Here is a 23132-nt window from a genome sequence, read left to right as displayed (position 1 = left end):
CAATCCTGATCTCCATTAGATGACTTCCGAACTCGCGCTCGACGCGAACACGCCAACCCGGCCGCCCGCCCCCCAGCAGCAGGAAATGCCGCTGGCCGTGGTGCATGGGCAACCGGTCCTGCAGATTCCGCAGGACCTGTACATCCCGCCGGATGCGCTGGAAGTCATCCTGGATGCCTTTGAAGGACCGCTGGACCTGCTGCTGTACCTGATCCGCCGGCAGAACCTGGACGTACTGGACATTCCCGTGGCCGAGATCACCCGGCAGTACGTGGAATACATCACCGTGATGCGCGAGCTGCGCTTCGAGCTTGCCGCCGAGTACCTGGTGATGGCGGCGATCCTGGCGGAAGTGAAGTCGCGCATGCTGCTGCCCCGCCCCCCCAGCGTGGAGGGCGAGGAAGCCGATCCGCGTGCGGAGCTGGTGCGACGGCTGCAGGAGTACGAACGCTTCAAGCAGGCCGCCGAGGATATCGACGCCCTGCCCCGGCAGGACCGTGACACCACCGTGGCACATGCCTTCATGCCCGAGCGCGCCGCAGTGAAGCTGCCGCCGCCGGTAGACCTGAAGGAAATGCTGATGGCGCTGCACGACGTACTCAAGCGCGCCGAGCTGTTCACCGGCCACGCCATCAAGCGCGAGGCGCTGAGTGTCCGGCAGCGCATGGGTGAAGTGCTGGGGCGGCTTGAAGACGGCAGGTTCTATCGTTTTGAAAACCTGTTCACCGCCGAAGAAGGCAAGCTGGGCGTGCTGGTCACGTTCCTGGCAGTGCTGGAACTGGCCAAGGAGCAGCTGCTGGACCTCGTGCAGGAAGAACCGCTGGCGCCGATCTACGTGAAGTCCCTGGCCGCCGGCAATACCAATGCCCCGCTGCAGTTCAGCAGCGAGTTCGACGACAACGACGCCGCCAATGAAAACGAGTGAGCGCTGACTGCCGATGGATCAAACGCTGATCAACCGCATTGTCGAAGGTGCGCTGCTGGCCTCCAGCCAGCCGCTCACCCTGGCCCAGCTGAAGGACCTGTTCCCGGAAGATGAGCCGGCACCACCGGGCAGCATCGAACGTGCGCTGGAACGGCTGCGCGAGGGCTGCCAGGACCGTGGCGTGGAACTGGTGGAGGTGGCTTCGGGCTTCCGCTACCAGGTGACCGCCGAAGTACATGGCTGGATCAGCCGGCTGTGGACCGAACGCAAGACCCGCTATACCCGCGCCACCCTGGAAACACTGGCCCTGATCGCCTACCGGCAGCCGATCACCCGTGGCGAGATCGAGCAGGTGCGCGGCGTGGCGGTCAGCAGTAACATCATCCAGGCACTGGAGGAGCGCGAGTGGATCCGCGTGGTCGGCCACCGCGACGTGCCTGGCAAGCCTGCCCTGTTCGGCACCACCAAGGGCTTCCTGGACTACTTCGGGCTGAAACGCCTGGACGAACTGCCGCCCCTTTCCGAACTGAAGGACCTGGGCGACCTGGAACCGCAGCTGGCGCTGGATCGCGACGCACCCCTCGCCGCCAGTGCCAACGGCCCGGACGTGAGCGCCGACCCGGACGCCGCTGCAAATGACGACCCTGGCACGACCGCCGGCGACACCCCCGATTCTGCCGACGCACTTCCTGCGGCGGCCGACGATGAGCAAGCACCTTCGCCCTCCGATGATGGGCACCCCGATTCCGCGCCGGGCGAGCGCGCGGTGACAGTGAACGAACGCGAAGACAACGCCGTCGCGAAGACGACCGTGGCTGTTGACCAAGCCGATTCCGAACCAGAGGCCGACCTCGAAACCGTCGGCCGGAGCAAAACTGATGAGTGACACCCCCCGCAAGCCCTCGTTGAACAAGCTTTCGCTCAAGCGCGAAGCCACGTCCGAACAGTTCAAGCTGGAAGAACGCCTGCACAAGGTCCTGGCCCAGGCCGGCCTCGGCTCGCGTCGTGCGCTGGAACAGCGCATTGCCGAAGGCCTGGTCAAGGTCAACGGTGAAGTCGCCCAGACCGGCATGTCGGTCAAGAGCGGCGACAGGATCGAACTCGACGGCCGCGGCTTCGTCGCCACTGCGCTGGCCGAGCCGTCGCGCGTGCTGGTCTACAACAAGCCGGAAGGCGAAGTGACCACGCGTGAAGACCCTGAAGGTCGCCCGACCGTGTTCGAATCCCTGCCGGCGCTGAAGGGTGCCCGCTGGATCGCCGTCGGCCGCCTGGACATCAACACCACCGGCCTGCTGCTGGCCACCACCGACGGTGAGCTGGCCAACGCCATGATGCACCCCTCCTTCGAGGTCGAGCGCGAGTACGTGGTGCGCGTGCGTGCCCCGGAAGGCGAGGACAAGGTGCCCGATGCCGTCGTCGACCGCCTCACCCGTGGTGTCGCACTGGAAGATGGCCCGGCCAAGTTCGATGAGATCGAACGTATCGGCGGCACCGATTCGCACGACTGGTTCCGCGTCGTGGTGAAGGAAGGCCGCAACCGCGAAGTGCGCCGCCTGTGGGAATCGCAGGGCTGCCAGGTCAGCCGCCTCAAGCGCACCCGCTACGGCAAGGTCAGCCTGCCGCGCGAACTGGCCCGCGGCCAGTCCGTCGAACTGCCGGGCAGCCAGGTCGAAGCGCTGCGCGCCGAACTGAAGCTGGAAGAAGGCGCGCCGTCGGCCCTGACCCTGCAGCCGGTGATCGGCCAGCGTCGTGCTGCCAAGACCACCGTGCGCGTACGCGAAGGTGGCCGCGGCAACGCTTACGTCAATGGTCACAACACCGCCGATGAAGGTCGCGAACTGCGTCGCTTCGACAACGTGCGCGAAGACCGCGGCCGCGGTCGCGGCGGCAAGGGTGGTGGTGGTTTCAAGGGCGGCCTGACCGTCAGCGGTGAAGCTGCTGCCAAGCAGTCGCAGCGCCCGTTCAAGCAGCGCGCGCCGAAGAACGACCGCTCGCTGCCGGAAGGCAACCCGGCCGCATTCCGTACCTGGTACGTGCCGGATGGCGTGAGCACCGGCCCGAGCGGCCACCGCAATGCCGGTCCGGGCGCTCGTGGCCCGGGTGCCCGTGGTCCGGGCGCAGGTGCAGGCGGCCAGGGCCGTCCGTACGGCAAGCCGAAGGGTCCGGGCGCAGGCGCCGGTGGCAGCCAGGGTCGTGGCGGCTACGGCGGTGAAGGTCGTGGTGGCTACGGTGGTGAAGGTCGCGGTGGCGCCGGTGGCGCAGGCGGCCAGGGTCGTCCGGCCGGTGCGGGCAACCGCTCGCAGGGCCAGGGCAACAAGCACCCGTACGGCCATCCGGGCAATGCCCCCAGCTTCCCGTCCGACCACGCCAATCCGGGCTTCAGCCCGTACGGCAGCTCGCGTCCGGCCGGCAACGGTCGTCCGGGCGGCAATGCGAATGCACGTCCGGGCGGCAACCGTGGTCCGGGTGGTCCGGGCGGCAATCGCGGCCCGGGTGGCCCCGGCGGCAACCGTGGTCCCGGCGGTCCGGGTGGCAACCGCGGCCCGGGTGGCCCCGGCGGCAACCGTGGCCCGGGTGGCCCGCGTCGCAGCGGCCCGCGCGGCGGCTGATCTCCACCTTCAATGAAGGACACAGCGATGACACGGATGTTGTCCCTCGGCGCCCGCATCGGCGCCGTGCTGGTGGCTCTGTTGCTGGTCGGCGGCTGCGAACGCGCTGCCGACCGGCTCAAGCAGGAAATCGCCGCCACGCAGAATCCCTGGCCGAAATCTTCGGCCCTGCACGATCCGGCCGACCGCATGCTGCGTCGGCTGATTGTCGATGAGCGCTATCTCACCCGCATCAAGCAGGCCGGCAGCAAGGACAAGGCTGCTGTCGCCGGTGCACAGCTTGCACTGGATGGCATCGGCCGCCTGCCCCGCCCCATGCTGGAGCGGCGTGCGCAGCTGCTGGCCGCAATGCTGCGCGGAATGCCGGTAGAGAAATGCGCACTGATCGCCCGCGCCACTACGGCGTCGGACATTGCGCAGGTAGGCAGGACCTTGTTCAACGAACTGGAGAAGCGTCCGTCGCAGGACATCGATTTCTGGTTCGAGATGAGCTACCAGGCCAGCCTCGCCGAGCTCGAACAGCGACCCGCAACCCCTGCCACTGAACAGCAGATTGCCGAGGCGACCGAGGCCCTGCTCGCCTCGATGGCTGACGAAAGCACGCGCGCGCGGGCCATGGCGGTACTGCCGCGGATGGACACCGCACCGGCTGCCGACGTCTGCTGGGCATCGCTGATGCTGCTCGATGCCGCGTCCAGCACCGTGCCCGAACCACATCGCGGCACATTGGCCTGGCTGATGGCCCAGCAGTAGACACGGCGACGGAAGCCGGGCCCGTGCGCCCGCTTCCCCGCGTTCGGCCGCGACCACTCCACTCTCACCCTGCCGCTCGAGCGCTTTCGGCGCGCTGGAACGCCGCAGGCGTGGTCGCGACCATGCTGCGGAAGAAGGCGATGAACGGACTCTCTGCCGAGAATCCAAGTTCAAGCGCCACGTGCGCGACACGATGGCCGAGCAGCAGCAGTTCCATGGCCCGCATCAACCGCCATTGCTGACGCCACGCCTGGTAGCCCATGCCGGTATCGCGTTGCATCAGGCGCCCGATCGTACGCACGCTCAGTCCGCTGCGCTGGGCCAGCTCGCCCAGTTCGGGCGGCAGCTGCTCGGCCACCGGCAGGCAGCGGGCGATGCGCGGGTCGCGCGGTAATGGCAGCTCCATCGGCTCCACCGGCGCAGCGGCAATCTCAAGCACGCACAGCGCCAGTTGATGCCCCGCTCGCGGCGCTTGCCAGTCATGTGCGAACGGCGCCTGCGCGATCGGCTCCAGCAGCGCCTGCAGCAGGGGACCGACACCAATGATTGCTGGCTGCTGCGGCAACTGCGCCGACAGCGTGGCATCGAAGTACAGCGACCGATAGTCCACCGCCTGTCGCATCTGCGCGCGGTGCAGCAGACCACCCGGAATCCACGCCGCGCGCGATGGCGGCAACAGGCTGATGCGATCGCCGAACGTCAGCCGCGTGCAACCGGCGCGCGTGTACAGCAGTTGCGAACGTGCGTGCTGGTGCCAACCGGAGTCATGCTCGGCCAGCGTGGCAGCGATACCGATCACCGGGGCGCTCCAGGCATCGGCATCGAAGCGAGCGTCGGGCTGCAGCCATGCCATGTCCGATTTCATCCATCTACTGTCGTAATCACTAGAGTGCGCCATCAGCACGGCCACGACAATGCGCGCCCCTGTTTCCGGAGCGCGCCGATGTCACCTCGCCTGCTGTCCCTCACCATTGCGCTGCTGATGTTTCCGCAGCTGGCGCAGACCCTGTACAGCCCGGCGCTGGCGGATCTGGCGCAACGCTTCACCCTGCCGGCCAGCGCTGCCAGCCAGGCGATGAGCCTGTACCTGCTGGGGTTCGCGCTGGGCGTCCTGCTGTGGGGAAGGCTGGCCGACCGCGTTGGCCGTCGCCCCGCCCTGCTGGGTGGCCTGTCCGTTTTCGTGCTGGCGGCACTGGGCGGATTGGCGGCCGGCACGTTCGGCCAGGTGCTGGCTGCGCAGATGCTGGCCGCCCTGGGCGCCGCCGCCGCCTCGGTGGTGACCCAGACCGTGCTGCGCGACCACCTTGAAGGGCCCGCGCTGGCGCAGGCGTTCTCCTGGATTGGCATGGCGCTGGCGCTGAGCCCGGCGATCGGGCTGGCACTGGGCTCGCTGCTGGTCGCTGCCGATGGCTATGCCGGCGTGCAGGCCGGCCTGCTGCTGATCGCTGCATTGCTGATGCTGGGCTGCGTAACCGGGCTGCGTGAAAGCCGGCCCGCGCAGATCGCGCCCGTACCGCTGCGGCCCCTGCTGCGGCAACTGCTGGGCGACCGTTGGATCTGGTCGCACGCGCTGCTGGTCATGGCCTTCAACGTGGCCATGTACAGCTGGTACGCGCTGGGGCCGTTCGTGTTCGCACGCCTGCACTGGCCGGCCAGCTGGTTCGGCGCCAGCGGTGCGGTGCTGGCGCTGGGTTCGGCGTTGGGCGCGTGGGCCAATGGCCGCCTGTTGCGTGTCGGCGTCCCTGCGTTGACGCGCGTCCGCATTGCGGCATCGCTGGTACTGGCTGGTGGTGTCCTGGCCGCGCTGCTGCGCGGGCAACCGGTCATGGTGATGGCGATGCTGCCGGTCGTGGCGGGATTCGGCCTGGCCATCCCCAATGTGCTCGGGCAGGCACTACGCGGCTATGCACACTGCCTGGGCAGTGCCGGCGCCCTGTTCGGCCTGCTCTACTACCTGCTGATCGGCGCGGCGATGGCCGTTGTCGGCGCACTGCAGATGCTGGCGCCATCCATCATCGCCTGTGCACTGCTGGCGCTGTGGTTGCTGCGTCCGCGGAGCGCGCTGGCCTAGGAATTGCTGCAAACGCTCTGCACTGTGCGCCACTGCCGGAAACCGCGCGGCAGCGCTGGCTATGGTGCGTGTTCTCCGCAACCACGCAGATGCCGATGATCACCATCACCGCAGAACAGGCCCGCGCAAACGCTGACGCCGCCATTCGACCGATCGAGCAGTACTACAGGGATCTGGACAAATCGATCCAGGTCGGCTCGGAAAACGGCCGCCGTTACATCGTGTTCGGCTTCAACAAGGCGCTGGCCAGCGAGCGCCTCGTCGACGGCGTCGTCGAGCAACTGCTGGAGAACCGCTTCAGTGTCGAACGGCTGCCCAGCGACGCCGAGCAGCACTACATCCGCATCAGCTGGGAAGCCGGGGAGCCCTCCCGCCTCAACGCCGGCTGATGGTGAACGCCGCGCCGTCCACACCCAGGTCCCAGCCCTTGCCGGTACCGGACAGGGCCAGCGAGATATCGCCCTTGGTCATCACCTGCGCGTTGCTGGACTTCACCGCACCGGCATGCGCGCCGACCGAGGCGTAGGTGCCCAGCAGCTCGCCGACGCTGCTGGCGCCGGTGAAGCTGCCACGGCCATCGGTGATCTTCGACTTGCCAACGGTCAGGCCGCCGCCCTTCAGCTGGATCCGCACCGGCATGCTGGAACCGTTGGTGCAGTGGATGGTGCCGTTGCCCGAGGCGGTCTTGTAGATCAGTGACCAGCCGGACAGGTTGTAGCGCAGCTGGCAGTCAAGGTTGCCACCGGCCTGCGCGGTCGGGGCCAGGGTCGCTGCGGCGAGCGCCAGCAGCAGGGCAAACGGCTTGGTATTCATCGGCAGAACATCCACATCGGTCGGAATGTGGGCGAATCTAGCAGCGCGCGCGTGCACGTTGGATGCAGGCGCGCGCGGTGGGGCGGGAAGCGTTCAGCCGCCGTATCAGGCCTGCACATCCAGATGGAAGGCATCGGCATCGAGCATGGCCGGGAAGCGTGCACGATGCGAGGCCAGCGCTTCGGCGGAGATGGTGGTGGTCACCACCTGCTCGCGCTCGCGGATCTCCACCTGCGGCTGGCCGAGGAAGTCGATGACCGCGCTGTCGCCGGCGTAATGCAGCTGGTTGCCGTCCACGCCCACGCGGTTGACTGCGGCGACGAAACACAGGTTCTCGATCGCCCGCGCGCGCAGCAGGGTCTTCCACGCGTAGGCGCGCGCGGAAGGCCAGTTGGCGACGAAGATCTGCAGGTCGAAGTCCAGCTGTTCGGCTCGCTCGACGTTGTAGCGGTTGCGGCAGAACACCGGGAAACGCAGGTCGTAGCAGACCTGCGGATTGATCCGCCAGCCCTTCCATTCCACGCACAACCGGTCGCGGCCGGCGGCGTAGCGCTCGTGCTCGCCGCCGTAACGGAACAGGTGACGCTTGTCGTAGTACTGCAGGCCACCATCGGGGGTGGCGAACAGCAGGCGGTTGTAGACGCCCTCACCATCGCGCAGCTGCACGCTGCCGATCACTGCCGCATTCAAGGCTTTGGCCTGCGCGCGCACCCACGCCACGGTCGGGCCGTCCATGCCTTCGGCCTGGGCGATCGCTTCGTTTGAAAAGCCACTGGTGAAGGTTTCCGGCAGGATCACCAGATCGGTGGTGCCGGCCAGCGGCGCCAGCAGCGCGCCGTAGTATTCGCGGTTGCCGGCCGGGTCGTGCCAGCGGGTGTCGCCCTGGACGAGGGAAATGCGCAGGTCCTGCATGCTGTCTCCTCCGCTCACAGCAGGCGCAGGCGTTCGATCGCCGCGTCCAGGGTGGCCTCGTTCTTGGCGAAGCACAGGCGCACCAGGCGCTGGCCGACCGGCGCGGTTTCGTAGAACGGCGACAGCGGAATGGCGGTGACGCCCTTCTCGATGGTCAGCCACTTCACGAACTCATGGTCCGGCAGGTCACTGATGGCCGAATAGTCGACCAGCTGGAAGTAGCCGCCCGGCACCGGCAGCGCCTTCAGGCGGGTACCGGCCAGCTGCTCGCGGAAGCGGTCGCGCTTGGCTTCATAGAACGCGCCCAGTTGCAGATGATGCTGCGGCTCGTCGCGGATCATCGCAGCGAAACCGTACTGCGCCGGGCCGAAGCTGGTGAAGGTGTTGTACTGGTGCACCTTGCGGAACTCGGCGGTCATCGCCGCCGGCGCCACCGCATAACCGATCTTCCAGCCAGTGCAGTGATAGGTCTTGCCGAAGCTGGAGATGACGAAGGTGCGCTCGCGCAGTTCCGGGTAGCGCAGCGCCGATTCGTGGCGACGGCCGTCGTAGATGATGTGCTCGTACACTTCATCGGATATCAGGTAGATCTGCGTGCCGCGCAGTACATCGGCCAGCGCCTGCATGTCGGCCTCGTCCAGCATCGCGCCGGACGGGTTGTGCGGGGTGTTGACCATCAGCAGGCGGGTGCGCGGGGTGATCGCCGCGCGCACGCGGTCCCAGTCCACCGCGAAGGTCTGCGGGTCCAGCGGCACGTGCACGGCGGTGGCGCCGGCCAGTTCGATCGCCGGCTCATAGCAGTCGTAGGCCGGGTCGAGCACGATCACTTCCTCGCCGGCACGCACCACGGCGTGGATGGCGTTGAAGATCGCCTCGGTGGCGCCGCTGGTGACGGTGATCTCGGTGTCCGGATCGATCGTCGCGCCGTACAGGTCCAGCGACTTCTGCGCGATGGCCTGGCGCAGCGGTGCCACGCCGGTCATCGGCGGGTACTGGTTCAGGCCGGCGGCCATCGCCTTGCTGGTCTCGTCGATCAGGCGCTGCGGCGCGGAGAAATCCGGGAACCCCTGGCCGAGGTTGACCGCGCCGTGTTCGGCGGCGAGCTGGGACATCACGGTGAAGATCGTGGTACCGACCTTGGGCAGCTTGGTGTTCGGTTGCATCGGCCTGGGCTGTGAGGAAACAAGGGCTGGAAGTGTACGAAATCCCGACCCGGCCTGCGGCGCCGACGGTAGCGCCGGGTCATACCCGGCGGCTCTTTGCACATGCCGCACCGATGGCAAGCCGCGCTGCGCGCTCGCCGGGCATGGCCCGGCGCTACCGGGTCACATTCACCGCTACAATTGCTGCCGCACTCCCGCATGAAGACCCCTGCGCCTTGAACACCCCTGCATTGCTGGCCGCCAGCGGCCTGAGCTTCTCCCGCAATGACGAGCCGGTGTTCGGCCCGCTGGACTTCCATGTGGATGCCGGCGAGGCGCTGCTGGTGCAGGGCGGCAACGGTGCCGGCAAGACCACCCTGCTGCGCGTGCTGTCGGGCCTGGCGCGCCCGGGCGCGGGCCAGGTACTGATCGACGGCAGGCCGGCCAGCAACGCCGAGCGTGCGCGCTATGTCGCCTACCTCAGCCACCTGCCGGCGCTGAAGCCGGACCTGGACACGCTGGAGAACCTGCATTTCCTCTGCGGCCTGCACGGCCGCCGCGCACGGCAGATGCCGGGCAATGCGCTGGCCATCGTCGGCCTGGCCGGCTACGAGGACACCCTGGTGCGGCACCTGTCCGCCGGACAGAAGCGGCGGCTTGCGCTGGCCCGCATCTGGTTGTCGCCGGCACCGCTGTGGCTGCTCGACGAACCCTATGCCAACCTCGACCTGGAAGGCATCAACCTGGTCAATCGGATGATTTCCGCACACCTGCGCAGTGGCGGCGCCGCCCTGGTCACCACGCATGGCGCCTATGCCGCCCCGCCGGTACGCACCCGCCAGCTCGATCTGGGGGGTGAAGCATGATCGCGCCAGGCACCGAACCGGGCCTGTGGCAGACCGCCCGCGCGCTGATTGCGCGCGACCTGCGCCTGCTCTGGCGGCGTCGCGGCGATGCCCTGCAGCCGGTGCTGTTCGCCCTGCTGGTGGTGGTGCTGTTCGCCCTGGCCCAGGGCCGGGACCCGCAGCTGCTGGCCGCCACCGCCGGTGCGGTGCTGTGGTTGGCGGTACTGCTGGCCGGGCAGCTGGCGCTGGATTCGCTGTTCCGCTCCGACGCCGAAGACGGTTCGCTCGAACAATGGCTGCTGGCGCCGGTGCCACTGGCGTGGCTGGTGCTGGTGCGGGTGCTGCTGCATTGGGCGACCACCGCCCTGCCACTGATCCTGCTGAGCCCGTTGCTGGCGGAAATGCTGCATCTGCCGCATGACCAGCTGCCGATGTTGCTGGCATCGTTGCTGCTGGGAACACCGTTGTTGAGCCTGATCGGTGGCGTGGTCGCTGCACTGACCGTCGGCATCCGGCGCTCTGGTATTCTCGTGGCGTTGCTGTCGTTGCCGTTGTACGTACCGGTGCTTGTCTTCGGTGCCGGCAGCCTGGCGGCAGCCAGCCGCGGGCAGGACCCGGTCGGTGCGCTGCTGATGCTGGGCGCTGGACTGGTGATCGCCCTGGTGCTGGCACCGTTGGCCACCGCTGCTGCGATCCGTATTTCTCTGAGTTGACCGAGCTGAGAGCCAATCCACCCCTGCTGGATAGCCGCCACGCATGAATCCGATCGTCCGCTGGTTCCATCAACTCGGTTCGCCCCCGACCTTCGATCGTTTCGCCGCACGCTGGTCCCGCGTGTTCTACGCTGCGGCGGTTCCGGTGCTGCTGATCGGCCTGTGGCAGGGCCTGTTCGTGGCACCGCCGGAACAGAACCAGCACGACGCCTTCCGCATCATCTACATCCATGTACCCAGCGCCTGGATGAGCCTGTTCGTGTTCGCGCTGATGGCCGCCTACGCCGCCATCGCGCTGATCTGGCGCATCAAGATCTGCGAGATCCTGGCGATGGCCTGTGCGCCGATGGGCGCCGGCTTCACCCTGATCACCCTGCTGACCGGCAGCATCTGGGGCAAGGGCACCTGGGGCACCTGGTGGGACTGGGACCCGCGCATGACCAGCGAGCTGATCCTGCTGTTCCTGTACCTGGGCGTGATCGGCCTGTACCACGCCATCGAAGACCGCCGCAGTGCCGCACGCGCGGCCGGCCTGCTGGCCATCGTCGGCGTGGGCCTGCTGCCGATCATCCGCTATTCGGTGGACTGGTGGGGCGCGCTGCACCAGCGCCAGTCGATCAACGTGTTCGGCGAGAACGCCGTGCGGCCGGAACTGATCGCCCCGCTGTGGTGGATGGTGGTGGCCACCAAACTGTGGTTCGTCGGCTCGCTGCTGGCCAAGGCGCGCGCCGACAACATCGCGCGCGAGGCCGGCAAGGCCTGGATCGGCGAGCGCTTCGGCACCGCGGATGGGGAGGCACGGCGATGACCCACCTGCCCTACCTCATCGCCGCCTTCGCGGTGTTCCTGCTGGTGCTGGCCTGCGATGCGCTGGGCTCGTGGCTGCGCCTGCGCAGCGCCCGACAGCTGGCGCAACGCCGCCAGCAGCGGCTGCAGGCGCGTGGCAACGCGTCGGCACCGGCGCCGCTTGCCACCGAGCTCAGCCGATGACGCCGGTACAGCGACGCCGCATGATCTGGGTGCTCCTGCTGTTGCTGGCCTCCGGGCTGGCCACCACGCTGGTGGCCTTCGCCCTGCAGCGCAACATCGCCTACCTGTACACGCCTTCGGAAGTGCTGCGCGGCGACGTGGATGCGCAGTCCCGCTTCCGCCTGGGTGGCATGGTGGTGAAGGGGTCCTTCGATCGACCCAGCGGCTCGCTGCAGGCCCACTTCGTGGTCACCGACGGCGATGCAACGCTCCCGGTCAGTACCGACCGCATCCTGCCGGACATGTTCCGCGAGGGGACCGCCGTGGTCGCCAGCGGTCGCCTGCAGGACGGTACCTTCGTCGCCGACGAGGTGCTGGCCAAGCACGATGAGAACTACGTGCCCAAGGAAGTGGCCGACAAGATGGGCGATGCGCATCGCAAGCACGATGTGCCGGTCACGGCGCCCGAGGCGCGCTGAGTGCTTCCCGAATTCGGTCAGATCCTCCTGCTGTGCGCGCTGCTGGCCTCGCTGCTGCAGGCGGTGCTGCCGCTGGTGGGCGCGCAGCGCGGCAATGACGCATGGATGGCCGTTGCCCGCCCGGCGGCCTTTGCCCAGCTGGTGCTGCTGGCCGGCGCCTTCGCCGTACTGACGGCGGCCTTCGTGCAACAGGATTTCTCGGTGCGCTACGTCGCCGAGAACTCCAATTCGCTGCTGCCGTTGATCTACCGCTATTCGGCGGTGTGGGGGGCGCACGAAGGCTCGCTGCTGATGTGGGCGCTGGTGCTGGCGCTGTGGACCGGTGCAGTGGCGCTGTTTTCGCGCCACCTGCCGGCACCGGTACAGGCGCGCGTGCTGGCGGTGATGGGCGTGGTCAGCGTCGGCTTCCTCGCCTTCCTGATCTTCACCTCCAATCCGTTCCTGCGCTTGAACCCGGTGCCACTGGAAGGCCGTGACCTCAACCCGTTGCTGCAGGATCCGGGGCTGATCATCCATCCGCCGATGCTGTACCTGGGCTACGTCGGCTTCGCGGTGCCGTTCGCCTTCGCCGTGGCGGCACTGCTGGAAGGCCGTGTCGATGCACGCTGGCAACGCTGGACGCGGCCCTGGACCAATGTCGCCTGGGGCTTCCTCACGCTGGGCATCGCACTGGGCAGCTGGTGGGCGTACTACGAGCTGGGCTGGGGCGGCTGGTGGTTCTGGGACCCGGTCGAGAACGCCAGCTTCATGCCCTGGCTGGTCGGCGCGGCGCTGATCCATTCGCAGGCGGTCACCGAAAAGCGCGGCACCTTCGGCAGCTGGACGCTGCTGCTGGCCATCGCGGCGTTCGCGCTGTCGCTGCTGGGCACCTTCCTGGTCCGCTCCGGCGTCCTGACCAGCGTGCATTCGTTCGCGGCCGATCCCTCGCGTGGGCTGTTCATCCTGATCTTCCTGTCGGTGCTGGTGGGGGGCAGCCTGCTGCTGTATGCGCTGCGTGCGCCGCGGCTGGCCGTGGATGCCGGTGATCCGCGCCGTGGCTTCACCGCGACCTCGCGGGAAACCCTGCTGCTTGCCAACAACCTGCTGCTGGCCAGCGCCTGCGCGATGGTCCTGCTGGGCACCCTCTACCCACTGCTGGCCGATGCGCTGTCGCTGGGCAAGATCTCGGTGGGCCCACCGTACTTCGGCAGCCTGTTCCTGCTGCTGATGGCACCGATGGTGATGCTGCTGCCGTTCGGTCCGCTGGTGAAGTGGCAGCGCGACCAACCCTCGCGCGCACTGGCATTGCTGTTGCCATGGGCGGGGCTGGCTGTGCTGCTTGGCGCCTGGGCCTGGTGGCAGGCGCCGCAGAATGGCTGGAAGGCCGGCATCGGCGTTGCGGCTGCGGCCTGGGTTGGGCTGGGCACCGCCCGGTTCGTCTGGCAGCGCCTGCGTGGCAATGGCCGCTTCACTGCCGAAATGCTTGGCATGATCGTCGCCCATGCCGGTGTCGCGGTGTTCCTGGCCGGCGCGCTGCTGGTGGAAGCGTTGAACGTGCAGCGCGAAGTGGCGCTGTCGCCGGGCCAGCAGGTGGTGGTCGCCGGGCACGAAGTGCGCTTCGAGGGCGTGGACCACCGCGAAGGCCCCAATTTCATCGCTGATCGCGGCCATCTGCGGGTGCTGCGCGACGGTCGCGAGCTGGCCCTGCTGCATCCAGAGAAGCGCCAGTACGCCAGCGGCGGCCAGGTGATGACCGAAGCAGGCATCGATGCACGACTCAGCGGTGATGTCTACGTGGCATTGGGCGAGCCTCTGGGCAACAATGCATGGGCGGTACGGGTGCACATCAAGCCCTTCGTGCGCTGGATCTGGCTGGGCGCGCTGTTGATGGCCCTGGGCGGATTCATCACCGCTGCCGATCGCCGCTTTCGTCGTCCGTAGGAGTTCCCCATGTCCGAGTCACCCGCCCCACGCCCTTCCCGCCCGCTGCCGCCGGTAGCCATCGTGATCGGCGTCCTGTTCTTCTTCGGCCTGCTTGGCCTGATGATCTACGGGGTGATGAAATCGGGCGATCCGCAGCGCGACGTGCTGCCTTCGGCACTGATCGACAAGCCGGCGCCGGCGTTCGCGCTGCCGGTGCTGCATGACCCGCAGATGATCGTGCGCAGCGAGGAGCTGCGTGGCGCGCCGTACCTGCTCAACGTCTGGGGCAGCTGGTGCGCGGCCTGCCGTGAAGAACATCCGGTACTGACCCGCTTCGCCGAGAGCAAGCGCGTACGCGTGATCGGCTACAACTGGAAGGATGAACCGACCGACGCGCTGCACTGGCTGGAACAGCTGGGCAACCCGTTCATGGTCGTGTTGAGCGACATCGAAGGCCGCACCGCCATCGACTGGGGTGTGACGGCAGCACCGGAGACCTTCCTGGTCGATGGCAGTGGCATCGTGCGCTGGAAGTACAGCGGCGCGATGACCCAGCAGGTGGTCGATGAGAAGTTGATTCCGGCGCTGGAAAAGCTTGAAAAGGCCCAGGGCGATGCTGGCAACACCCTGCACGCCTCGCCGTAAGCGCATGCGCTGGCTGCTGCCGCTGCTGCTGGCGATGACCCTGGCGCTGCCAAACTCCGGCCTCGCCCAACAACCGGTGCATGATGCGCGGCCGCTGATGTTCCGCGATGCAGCCGAGGAGACGCGCTTCCACGACCTGGCTGCGCAGTTGCGCTGCGTGCAGTGCCAGAACCAGTCACTGGCCGATTCCAACGCGCAGATCGCGCAGGACCTGCGCCGCGAAGTGCTGCAGTTGATGCAGCAGGGCCTCGACGATGCGGCCATCAAGCAGTTCCTGGTCGCCCGCTATGGCGAGTTCGTGCTCTATCAACCGCCACTGCAACCGGGCACCTGGCTGCTGTGGGGCGGCCCGCTGCTGGTACTGGGTGGCGGCGCGCTGGTGGTGATGGGCATCGTCCGTCGCCGTAGTCGGCAGATGGATGCATCCGCTGCAGCGGACCCAACCGAGGGAGAGGACTGGTGACGCACTGGTTGCCGATGGTCGCCGCAGTGGCCGCTGCGCTGTTGGCGGCCGTGGTGCTGTGGCCGCTGCGCCAGCATGGCCGTCGCAGCTTCGTGCTGGGGGTGGTGGCACTGGGCGTGGCCGGTGCCTGCCTGTATCTGCTGGTCGGCAATCCCCGCGCCGCACAGGTGCAGCCTGCGCCTTCGGTCGCCACGTTGCGTGACGGTGTAGAGGCGCTGCAGCAGGCGCTGCAGCGTGACCCGCAACGCACCGATGGCTGGGCGCTGCTGGGTCGTTCGCAGGCCGAGCTTGGCAATGCCGCCGCCGCGGCCGACGCCTTCAACCGCGCCGCAGCACTGGCACCGGACGAACCGGGCGTGCTGGTCGAGGCCGCGCAGGCACGCGCCCAGGCCGATCCTGGCAAGCAGTTCGATGACACCGCGCTGGCATGGCTGCAGCGCGCACGTACCTTGTCGCCCGACGCCGAACGCGCAAGCTGGCTGCTTGGCATTGCCCTGCGCCAGCGGGGCCGCAATGCCGAGGCCGCCGAACTCTGGAGCACGCTGCTGCCACGCCTGGAGCCGGGTGCCGCGCAGGCGCTGCAGGCACAGATCGCCATCGCCCGCGAGGCGGCCGGCCAGCCATCGCACGCACCGGCAGCTGCTCCCGCGCTGCTGCAGGTACGGGTGCAGCTGCCCGCATCATTGAAAGCGGGTGACTGGCCGGCCAGCACCCAGGTCTTCGTGCTGGCGCGCGCTGTGGGCGGCCCGCCGATGCCGGTGGCTGCACGCAAGCTGCCCCTGGCCGGCTTCCCTGCAACGGTCGGCCTCGGCGACGGCGACAGCCCGATGCCTACCGCACCGTTGTCGGCACATCGCGAAGTGGAAGTACTGGCGCGCATTTCGCGCAGCGGCAGCGCCAACCGCAGCGAAGACGACCTGCAGACCGCCCCGGTCAAGGTCAGCCTGCCGCATGACGGTGTGGTTGAGCTGCAGTTCCCGTAACGTACACGCGCCGCTGCGCTCGCCGGGCATGGCCCGGCGCTACCCACGCGCACCACCGGTAGCGCCGGGCCATGCCCGGCGGATTCACGCTCAGCCCGTTGATGGAAACCAGCGTGTCGCCAGCTGTACACGCCGCCCCGCTAGAATGGTCGCATGACCGAATTCATTCCTCCGGGCACCCGCTTCCATGCCCTGCCCTCGCCCTTTCCGTGCAAACGCGGCGGTGTCCTGCACGGCGCGCACGTGGCCTACGAGACCTGGGGCGCGCTGGACGAAGAGGCCAGCAACGCGATCCTGATCGTCACCGGCCTGTCGCCGGATGCGCATGCCGCGGCCAACGAAGCCAACCCTGCGCCAGGCTGGTGGGAGGCCATGCTCGGCCCCGGCAAACCGATCGATACCGACCGCTGGTTCGTGGTGTGCGTGAATTCGCTGGGTAGCTGCAAGGGCTCCACCGGCCCGGCCTCGATCAATCCGGCCAACGGCGAGCTGTATCGCCTGGATTTCCCGGAACTGTCCATCGAAGACGGCGCACGCGCGGCGATCGACGTGGTGCGCGCACTGGGCATCGGACAACTCGCCTGCGTGATCGGCAATTCGATGGGCGGGATGACGGCGCTGGCGGTGTTGCTGCTGCACCCGGGCATCGCCCGCAGCCATATCAACATTTCCGGCAGCGCGCAGGCCCTGCCGTTCTCGATCGCCATCCGTTCGCTGCAGCGCGAAGCGATCCGCCTGGACCCGCGCTGGAACGGTGGCCACTACGACGATGAGGCGTACCCGGAATCGGGCATGCGCATGGCACGCAAGCTGGGCGTGATCACCTACCGCTCGGCACTGGAATGGGATGGCCGCTTCGGTCGCGTGCGGCTGGATTCAGACCAGACCGACGATGATCCATTCGGCCTGGAATTCCAGGTCGAGAGCTATCTGGAAGGCCATGCACGCCGGTTCGTGCGCTTCTTCGACCCCAACTGCTATCTGTACCTGAGCCGCTCGATGGACTGGTTCGATCTGGCCGAGTATGGCGATGGCGATGTGCTGGCCGGACTGGCCAGCATCCGCGTTGGCAAGGCACTGGCGATTGGCGCCAACACCGACATCCTGTTCCCTGTACAGCAGCAGCAACAGGTCGCCGATGGCCTGCGCGCTGGTGGCGCGGACGCGCGTTTCATCGGCCTGGAATCGCCCCAGGGTCATGACGCGTTCCTGGTCGACTTCGAACGTTTCGGCCCGGCCGTGCGCGGCTTCCTCGACGAACTGTAGTGGCGTGGCGGCGCAATCTCGCACTGGCCGCGTTCGGTGCGTTGATCGGCTTGACCGCAACCGGCGTGTTTCCGCTCTGGCTGGGCGCATGGTGCATGCTGGCCAGTGCGGTGTCGTTCGGCCTGTATGGGCACGACAAGCGCGCCGCGCAGCGAAAACAGCAGAGGACGCCCGAACGCACGCTGCAGCTGCTGGCCTTTGCCGGCGGCTGGCCCGGCGCGCTGCTCGGCCAGGCGCTGTTCCGCCATAAACATCGCAAGGCGCCGTTCCAGTGGGTGTTCTGGTTATGCGTGCTGGCCAACGTGGCCTCGATCGCGGTGATGCTGCGCGCGTTTTCGCGGTAGCTGCCCTGTAGATCCACGCCACGCGTGGATATGCCGACCAAGGTCGGCATCTACCGAAGCGGTTCGCGGACCAGCACCCCGTCCACCAACCGGTACTGCACATCCACCACACCCGCGGGCAGGTCATCGTGGGTGATCATCAGCAGGCTGCGCCCTTCCAGCAGTGCTGGCAGGTCCTGCAGCAGCGCGCGCGCGGTATCCACGTCCAGGCCTTCGGTGGGCTCATCCACCAGCAGGATCGGCGCATTGCGCAGCAGCGCGCGGGCCAGCGCCAGGCGACGCGCCTGGCCGGCCGACATCGTTGCGCCGTTCTCGCCCACCCACGCCTGCAGGCCGCCGTTGCGCTCGGCCCATTCACCCAGCCGTACCCGTTGCAGCACCGCCCACAACGCTTCGTCGCTGGCCTCGGGATCGCCCAGCCGCAGGTTCGCGGCCACGCTGCCGGCAAACACCGGCGCGTTCTGCGGCAGCCACGCCAGGTGCCGGTGCCAGTCGGCCTGGGCGACATCGCGCAGGTCCTGGCCACCGTAGGTCAGCCGCCCTTGCTGCGGATCCCACAGCCGCAGCAGCAGGCTCGACAAGGTGGTCTTGCCGCTGCCGCTGTCGCCACGGATGGCGATGCGCTCGCCCGGTGCCAGCGTCAGCTGCAGGCCACGCAGCACCGGCCGTGCGGCGCCCGGCCACTGGAAGTGCACATCGTCCCAATGCACGGTCGCCGCCGGCGCCAGCGGCTGCGGCGACACCGGCTCCTGCACTGAAGGTGCCTGCTCGACGATGCCCTGCAGGCGCGCGGCCGCAATGCGGCCCGATTGCAGCGACTGCCAGGCCAGGCCCATGCCCGCCCACAGTTCGATCATCGCCACGGTCAGGAACACCAGCCCGGCGGCCATTTCCGGCGCGATGCGCTGTTGTTCGGCCGCATGCAGCGCCAGTGCCAGCATCGCCACCAGGCCGAGCCCGGCCAGCACACCATGCAGCGTTGATGCAGCGATCAGCCGCAGGCGTCGACGACGATCGCGCGAGGCCACCTGCTTGGCCGCCACCCGCACCTTCAACTGCCAGGCATTGCCAGCGTTGAGCGCGGCCAGATCAGCCGCCCCTTCCAGCCCCTCGAATGCCGCCGTGCGCAACGCTGCGCGATGTGCGGCGCGGTCGGCCTCTTCGCTGTCATGGCCCCTCACGCCCAGCCACGGCACGCCAATGCCGATCAGCAACGCCAGTACCGCCAGCAGCACCGCTGCCGATGGCAGGATCAACGCTGCCGAGCCCACGCCCACCAACGTCAACGCGCCCAGCGCCAGCAACGGGCCGATGGCACGCACCAGCAGGCCATCGATTTCGCCGATGTCACCCAGCAGCCGCGCCAGCAGATCGCCGGTGCGGGTTGCACCCAGCCGTGCCGGGGCCAGTGGCAGCGCGCGGCGGAAGAACCATACGCGCAGGTCGCGGGCGATGCGCAGGGTGGCGTCATGCCCCACCAGCTTTTCGAAGTAGCGCGATGCGATGCGCGCCATGGTCAGGCCGCGGATGCCGGCCGACGGAGTGAAGAAATTGAAGCCCTGGCCAAGGCCCGCTGCACCGGCCAGCGCTGCAGCAGTGAGGAAGCCACCAGACAGGCCCAGCAGGGCGGTGCCGGCCAGCATCGTGGTCCACAGCAGCAGCACTGCCAGCAGCAGGCGCGGGCGATGACGCAGGAATACCGTGCGCAGCGAATCGGCAGAGCGGCTCATGCGCGTACCGCCTGCGCCGGCTCAACCAGGCGCCCTTCGGGCAACAGCAGGCAGCGGTCGGCCCAGGCGATCACCGCCGGGCTGTGGGTGGCCACCACCACGCTGCGTCCGCGCGCATAGGCGGCCAGGCTGCGCAGCAGCGCTGCTTCGGTTTCGGCATCGAGAAACGCGGTCGGCTCGTCCAGCAGCAGCACCTGCGGATCGCGCAGCAGCAGGCGCGCCAGGCCGATGCGACGTGCTTCGCCACCGGACAGGCCAAAGCCGCGCTCGCCGATCAGCGTATCCAGCCCCTGCGGCAGGCGCTGTGCGAACTGCAGCACCTGGGCGGCTTCGGCAACGGCGCGCAGGCGCGCGTCGCTGGCACCGGGATCGGCCAGGCGCAGGTTCTCGGCGATGGTGCCGTGGAACAGATAGGGACGCTGGCTGGCATAGGCCACCTGCAGCCCCGGCCGCAGCTGCACCCGGCCAGCACGCGGCGGCAGCCAACCGGCCAGCGCTTCCAGCAACGTGCTCTTGCCGCTGCCACTGGGGCCGACCAGGGCCAGACGCTGGCCCGGTTCCAGCTGCAGGTCCAGGTTCTGCAGCACATCGTGCGCAGCGCCCAACGGACGCAATACCAGACAGTGCGCCTGCAGTGGCGGCAGGGCGGCCTCGGCAGGCTCTGGCGCCAACGGCACAGTGCCGTCGATTGTGCTGACCTCCTCTTCCGGCAGCGCCTGCAGCAGGCGCTCCACCTCGGCGGCGGCGGCCAGTGCATTGGCGCGGTCGTGATAGTGCGCGGCCAGGCGCCGCAACGGCGCGTAGAACTCCGGTGCCAGCAGCAGGCAGAACAGGCCCGCCCCCAGCGTCGGCACGGCCGCATGCAGCGACATCAGGCCCAGATAGCTCAGGCCCAGATACAACGCGACCATCGCCACGCTGACCGAGGCAAAGAATTCCAGCACGGTGGACGACAGGAAGGCGATGCGCAGCACCTTCATCGTGCGAACGCGCACACCTTCTGCCGCGGCCTCGATGCCGGCCAGTTCGGCTTCCCCACGGCCATACAGGCGCAGCAGGCCCAGGCCCTTGATGCGATCGGCGAAGTGCCCGCTCATCCGCGCCAGCTCGCCCAGCTGCGCGCGCCCGGCGGCTTCGGCGCCCCAGCCCACCAGCATCATGAAAAACGGCACCAGCGGTGCAGTGAACAGCAGGATCAGTGCAACCACCCAATCGACCCAGGCCACAGCAGCCAGGATCAACAACGGCACCACCACCACTTCGGTACGCACCGGCAGGAAACCACTGTAGTAGTTCTCGATCGCATCGCCGTGATGCAGCATCAACTCGCCCAGTTCACCGGTACGGCGCTGCCGAAGCCACAATGGGCCGTGCCCGAGCAGACGCGCGAAGACACGCTCGCGCAGGGACAGGCGTGCGGCATCGGCAACGTCACCGGCCGCGGCCTGGGTGGCACTGCCCAGCAGGGTGCGCACGACAAGGATCACCGCCAGCGCGGCCAGCACCGGCAGGCCCTGGGCCAGCGGCACGCGCTCGACCAGCACCTGCTGCACCAGCCAGGCGATGGCGGCAGCTTGAGCGATCAACAGCGCACCGGACACGCTGATGCACAGCGACGCCAGCCGCTGCCGCCCCTTCGCGGCACGGGCCAGATCGGCCAGCCAGGCGGTACGCACACGCCGCAGGCGGGTCGATTCTTCATCCCGATCAGGGGCGTCAGCGGTCGGTTCGGCAGCGCTCAAGGCTCTTCACAGGCAGCAGGGGGATGGACGGCATTGTAGGCGCAGGCAACAGCCTTCCCCTGCGGCCGGCGGTCGCAGTCTTCATCGGGTTGGCATACGATCCTCCTGAATACCTGTTCATACATTGATCTGGATCAAGGCTGTTTGAAGTAGTCGGTCACATCATTCACCCCGTAGACCACCCTTCCCGCCACCTGCAACGGCACTATCCAACGAGGTAGCCAGGCCATGATTGATCAGACAGTCGTAGAACTGTCGCGGCTGCAATTCGCTCTGACCGCGATGTACCACTTCCTATTCGTACCGCTCACGCTTGGCCTGTCCTTCATGGTGGCCATCATGGAAAGCGTGTACGTCATGACCCGCAAGCAGGTCTGGCGGCAGATGACCCTGTTCTGGGGCACCCTGTTCGGCATCAACTTCGCCATCGGCGTGGCCACCGGCCTGGTGATGGAGTTCCAGTTCGGCATGAACTGGTCGTACTACAGCCACTACGTGGGTGACATCTTCGGTGCGCCGCTGGCCATCGAAGGCCTGATGGCGTTCTTCCTGGAAGCGACCTTCATCGGCCTGTTCTTCTTCGGCTGGAAGCGCCTGAGCCCGGTCAAGCACCTCACCGTGACCTGGCTGATGGCGCTGGGCACCAACCTGTCGGCGGTGTGGATCCTGATCGCCAACGGCTGGATGCAGAACCCGACCGGTGCGGTGTTCAACCCGGAAACCATGCGCATGGAAGTGGTCGACTTCGCCGCGGTGCTGCTGAACCCGGTGGCGCAGGCCAAGTTCGTGCACACCGTCAGTGCCGGTTACGTGACCGGTGCGATCTTCGTGATGTCCATCAGCGCCCTGTACCTGCTGCGCAACAAGCACAGGGACATGGCCCGCCGTTCGTTCGCGGTCGCCGCGGCCTTCGGCCTGCTGTCCTCGCTGTCGGTGGTGGTGCTGGGTGACGAGAGCGGCTATGCCGCCAGCGAGCACCAGAAGATGAAGCTGGCGGCGATCGAAGCGATGTGGGAGACCGAGCGTGCGCCGGCCGACTTCACCGCCTTCGGCATTCCCAACCAGGACACCCACACCAACGACTACGCGATCAAGATCCCATACCTGATGGGCCTGATCGCCACCCGTTCGCTGGACCAGCCGATTCCGGGCATCCTGGAACTGGTGGAGCGTGCGGAGCACCGCATCCGCGGTGGCCAGATCGCCTATGGCGCACTGGAACGGGTGAAGAAGGACAAGACCGATCTTGCAGCGCGTGAAATGTTCGATCGCCATTGGCAGGACCTCGGCCATGGCCTGCTGCTGAAGCGTTACCGCGAGGACATCCTCAACGCGACGCCGGAGGAAATCTCCAAGGCCGCGATGGATACCGTACCGCGCGTGGCGCCGCTGTTCTGGACCTTCCGCATCATGGCCGGGTTGGGCTTCTACCTGATCGCCTTCTTCGCGCTGGCCTTCTACTTCTCGTGCCGCAACAACTTCCAGGACAAGCGCTGGTTCCTGAAGCTGGCCGTGTGGAGCCTGCCGGCGCCGTGGATCGCGATCGAATGCGGTTGGTTCGTGGCCGAGTACGGCCGCCAGCCGTGGGCGGTGGATGGCGTGCTGCCCACGTTCTACGCGGCATCGGGCCTGGCACTGCATGAAATCCTGACCACGCTGGCGGTGTTCACCAGCCTGTACACGGTGCTGCTGATCATCGAAATCAAGCTGATGCTGAAGGCGGTCCGCAAGGGCCCGGACGACATCCTGCCGACGCTGCAGGCCGACATCCGCCCTGTTTCCCCCAATGCCGTTGCCCCCGGCCAGGCCTGAGGCAGGAGAATCCA

24 protein-coding genes and 1 pseudogene are annotated in these 23132 nt (G+C 67.8%); 19 read left to right on the top strand and 6 right to left on the bottom strand.

Annotated elements, in window-relative coordinates:
- The first annotated feature begins 19 nt into the window (after positions 1 to 19).
- Genes BW38_RS00465 through BW38_RS00480 form a run of 4 tightly spaced genes read left to right on the top strand, consistent with a single transcriptional unit; the run spans position 20 to position 4287 of the window.
- Positions 20 to 925 (top strand): ScpA family protein, encoded by a 906-nt coding sequence (locus BW38_RS00465; protein ID WP_025876498.1) that lies wholly within the window; start codon positions 20 to 22, stop codon positions 923 to 925.
- Positions 926 to 938: 13 nt separating this feature from the next.
- Positions 939 to 1811, top strand: a complete 873-nt coding sequence (gene scpB, locus BW38_RS00470) for an SMC-Scp complex subunit ScpB (protein WP_032978782.1) — start codon at positions 939 to 941, stop codon at positions 1809 to 1811.
- Complete coding sequence (locus tag BW38_RS00475) at positions 1804 to 3534, top strand: pseudouridine synthase (RefSeq protein WP_032978780.1); 1731 nt, start codon at positions 1804 to 1806, stop codon at positions 3532 to 3534. The genes scpB and BW38_RS00475 overlap by 8 nt, the downstream gene beginning before the upstream one ends.
- 27 nt (positions 3535 to 3561) lie before the next feature.
- Positions 3562 to 4287 (top strand): hypothetical protein, encoded by a 726-nt coding sequence (locus BW38_RS00480; RefSeq protein WP_133119351.1) that lies wholly within the window; start codon positions 3562 to 3564, stop codon positions 4285 to 4287.
- Positions 4288 to 4351: 64 nt separating this feature from the next.
- Here BW38_RS00480 and BW38_RS00485 read toward each other — a convergent pair whose 3' ends face one another.
- A complete protein-coding gene (locus BW38_RS00485; protein WP_025876489.1) occupies positions 4352 to 5140 on the bottom strand; it encodes a helix-turn-helix transcriptional regulator in 789 nt (262 codons plus the stop codon).
- A gap of 90 nt (positions 5141 to 5230) precedes the next feature.
- Between BW38_RS00485 and BW38_RS00490 the strand changes: the two genes are divergently transcribed.
- Together BW38_RS00490 and BW38_RS00495 are read left to right on the top strand one after the other, a co-directional pair.
- A complete protein-coding gene (locus BW38_RS00490) occupies positions 5231 to 6358 on the top strand; it encodes an MFS transporter (protein WP_032978777.1) in 1128 nt (375 codons plus the stop codon).
- Between the two features lie 95 nt (positions 6359 to 6453).
- Entirely contained in the window at positions 6454 to 6747 is a 294-nt protein-coding gene (locus tag BW38_RS00495; RefSeq protein ID WP_032978890.1) for a hypothetical protein, read from the top strand.
- On the opposite strand, the gene BW38_RS00500 is transcribed toward BW38_RS00495, so the two are convergent.
- From BW38_RS00500 to BW38_RS00510, 3 genes are all read right to left on the bottom strand, one after another.
- Complete coding sequence (locus tag BW38_RS00500; RefSeq protein ID WP_032978774.1) at positions 6734 to 7171, bottom strand: hypothetical protein; 438 nt, start codon at positions 7169 to 7171, stop codon at positions 6734 to 6736. The two genes, BW38_RS00495 and BW38_RS00500, sit on opposite strands and share 14 nt — an antisense overlap.
- A 105-nt stretch (positions 7172 to 7276) precedes the next feature.
- Positions 7277 to 8083, bottom strand: a complete 807-nt coding sequence (locus BW38_RS00505; protein WP_032978771.1) for an amidohydrolase — start codon at positions 8081 to 8083, stop codon at positions 7277 to 7279.
- A gap of 14 nt (positions 8084 to 8097) precedes the next feature.
- Complete coding sequence (locus BW38_RS00510; protein ID WP_032978768.1) at positions 8098 to 9246, bottom strand: pyridoxal phosphate-dependent aminotransferase; 1149 nt, start codon at positions 9244 to 9246, stop codon at positions 8098 to 8100.
- A 143-nt stretch (positions 9247 to 9389) separates the two neighbouring features.
- Here BW38_RS00510 and ccmA point away from each other — a divergent pair, with 143 nt between their 5' ends.
- From ccmA to BW38_RS00565, 12 genes and pseudogenes are all read left to right on the top strand, one after another.
- Positions 9390 to 10091: a heme ABC exporter ATP-binding protein CcmA gene (ccmA, locus tag BW38_RS00515; RefSeq protein ID WP_088101762.1), complete on the top strand. Its 702-nt coding sequence runs from the start codon at positions 9390 to 9392 to the stop codon at positions 10089 to 10091.
- A complete protein-coding gene (gene ccmB / locus BW38_RS00520) occupies positions 10088 to 10783 on the top strand; it encodes a heme exporter protein CcmB (protein WP_032978766.1) in 696 nt (231 codons plus the stop codon). Before ccmA ends, ccmB begins: the two co-directional genes overlap by 4 nt.
- A 43-nt stretch (positions 10784 to 10826) precedes the next feature.
- The gene (gene ccmC, locus BW38_RS00525; protein WP_025876477.1) at positions 10827 to 11591 is read left to right on the top strand and encodes a heme ABC transporter permease CcmC; all 765 of its coding nucleotides are present in this window, start codon (positions 10827 to 10829) and stop codon (positions 11589 to 11591) included.
- A pseudogene (locus BW38_RS22215) lies at positions 11572 to 11655 on the top strand (hypothetical protein); the annotation flags it as partial. The gene ccmC and the pseudogene BW38_RS22215, both read left to right, overlap by 20 nt.
- Positions 11624 to 11773 carry a heme exporter protein CcmD gene (locus BW38_RS00530; protein ID WP_327083168.1) on the top strand — a complete coding sequence of 50 codons (150 nt, stop codon included), beginning with the start codon at positions 11624 to 11626 and terminating at the stop codon, positions 11771 to 11773. The pseudogene BW38_RS22215 and the gene BW38_RS00530, both read left to right, overlap by 32 nt.
- The gene (ccmE, locus tag BW38_RS00535; protein WP_025876474.1) at positions 11770 to 12231 is read left to right on the top strand and encodes a cytochrome c maturation protein CcmE; all 462 of its coding nucleotides are present in this window, start codon (positions 11770 to 11772) and stop codon (positions 12229 to 12231) included. Before BW38_RS00530 ends, ccmE begins: the two co-directional genes overlap by 4 nt.
- Positions 12232 to 14151: a heme lyase CcmF/NrfE family subunit gene (locus BW38_RS00540; RefSeq protein ID WP_025876472.1), complete on the top strand. Its 1920-nt coding sequence runs from the start codon at positions 12232 to 12234 to the stop codon at positions 14149 to 14151.
- Positions 14152 to 14160: 9 nt separating this feature from the next.
- Positions 14161 to 14778 carry a DsbE family thiol:disulfide interchange protein gene (locus BW38_RS00545; RefSeq protein ID WP_025876469.1) on the top strand — a complete coding sequence of 206 codons (618 nt, stop codon included), beginning with the start codon at positions 14161 to 14163 and terminating at the stop codon, positions 14776 to 14778.
- Between the two features lie 34 nt (positions 14779 to 14812).
- A complete protein-coding gene (locus BW38_RS00550; protein WP_223497280.1) occupies positions 14813 to 15241 on the top strand; it encodes a cytochrome c-type biogenesis protein in 429 nt (142 codons plus the stop codon).
- On the top strand, positions 15235 to 16224 hold the full coding sequence (locus BW38_RS00555) for a cytochrome c biogenesis protein (RefSeq protein ID WP_051585177.1): 990 nt from the start codon (positions 15235 to 15237) through the stop codon (positions 16222 to 16224). Before BW38_RS00550 ends, BW38_RS00555 begins: the two co-directional genes overlap by 7 nt.
- Before the next feature lie 153 nt (positions 16225 to 16377).
- Positions 16378 to 17490, top strand: a complete 1113-nt coding sequence (locus BW38_RS00560) for a homoserine O-acetyltransferase (protein WP_032978763.1) — start codon at positions 16378 to 16380, stop codon at positions 17488 to 17490.
- Entirely contained in the window at positions 17490 to 17834 is a 345-nt protein-coding gene (locus tag BW38_RS00565; protein ID WP_032978760.1) for a DUF1294 domain-containing protein, read from the top strand. The genes BW38_RS00560 and BW38_RS00565 overlap by 1 nt, the downstream gene beginning before the upstream one ends.
- 50 nt (positions 17835 to 17884) lie before the next feature.
- Here BW38_RS00565 and cydC read toward each other — a convergent pair whose 3' ends face one another.
- Both cydC and cydD read right to left on the bottom strand, forming a co-directional pair.
- Complete coding sequence (cydC, locus tag BW38_RS00570; RefSeq protein WP_032978757.1) at positions 17885 to 19564, bottom strand: thiol reductant ABC exporter subunit CydC; 1680 nt, start codon at positions 19562 to 19564, stop codon at positions 17885 to 17887.
- A complete protein-coding gene (gene cydD, locus BW38_RS00575; protein WP_032978754.1) occupies positions 19561 to 21306 on the bottom strand; it encodes a thiol reductant ABC exporter subunit CydD in 1746 nt (581 codons plus the stop codon). The genes cydC and cydD overlap by 4 nt, the downstream gene beginning before the upstream one ends.
- Positions 21307 to 21534: 228 nt before the next feature.
- On the opposite strand from cydD, the gene BW38_RS00580 reads away from it, so the two are divergent.
- On the top strand, positions 21535 to 23118 hold the full coding sequence (locus BW38_RS00580) for a cytochrome ubiquinol oxidase subunit I (RefSeq protein WP_032978752.1): 1584 nt from the start codon (positions 21535 to 21537) through the stop codon (positions 23116 to 23118).
- Positions 23119 to 23132: the final 14 nt, after the last annotated feature.

The sequence above is a fragment of the Stenotrophomonas sp. RIT309 genome (assembly GCF_000632045.1).
Classification (GTDB): Bacteria; Pseudomonadota; Gammaproteobacteria; order Xanthomonadales; family Xanthomonadaceae; genus Stenotrophomonas; species Stenotrophomonas indicatrix.
The sequence above is the reverse complement of the archived record's forward strand: the minus strand, read 5'-3'. Positions and strand labels throughout refer to the sequence as shown.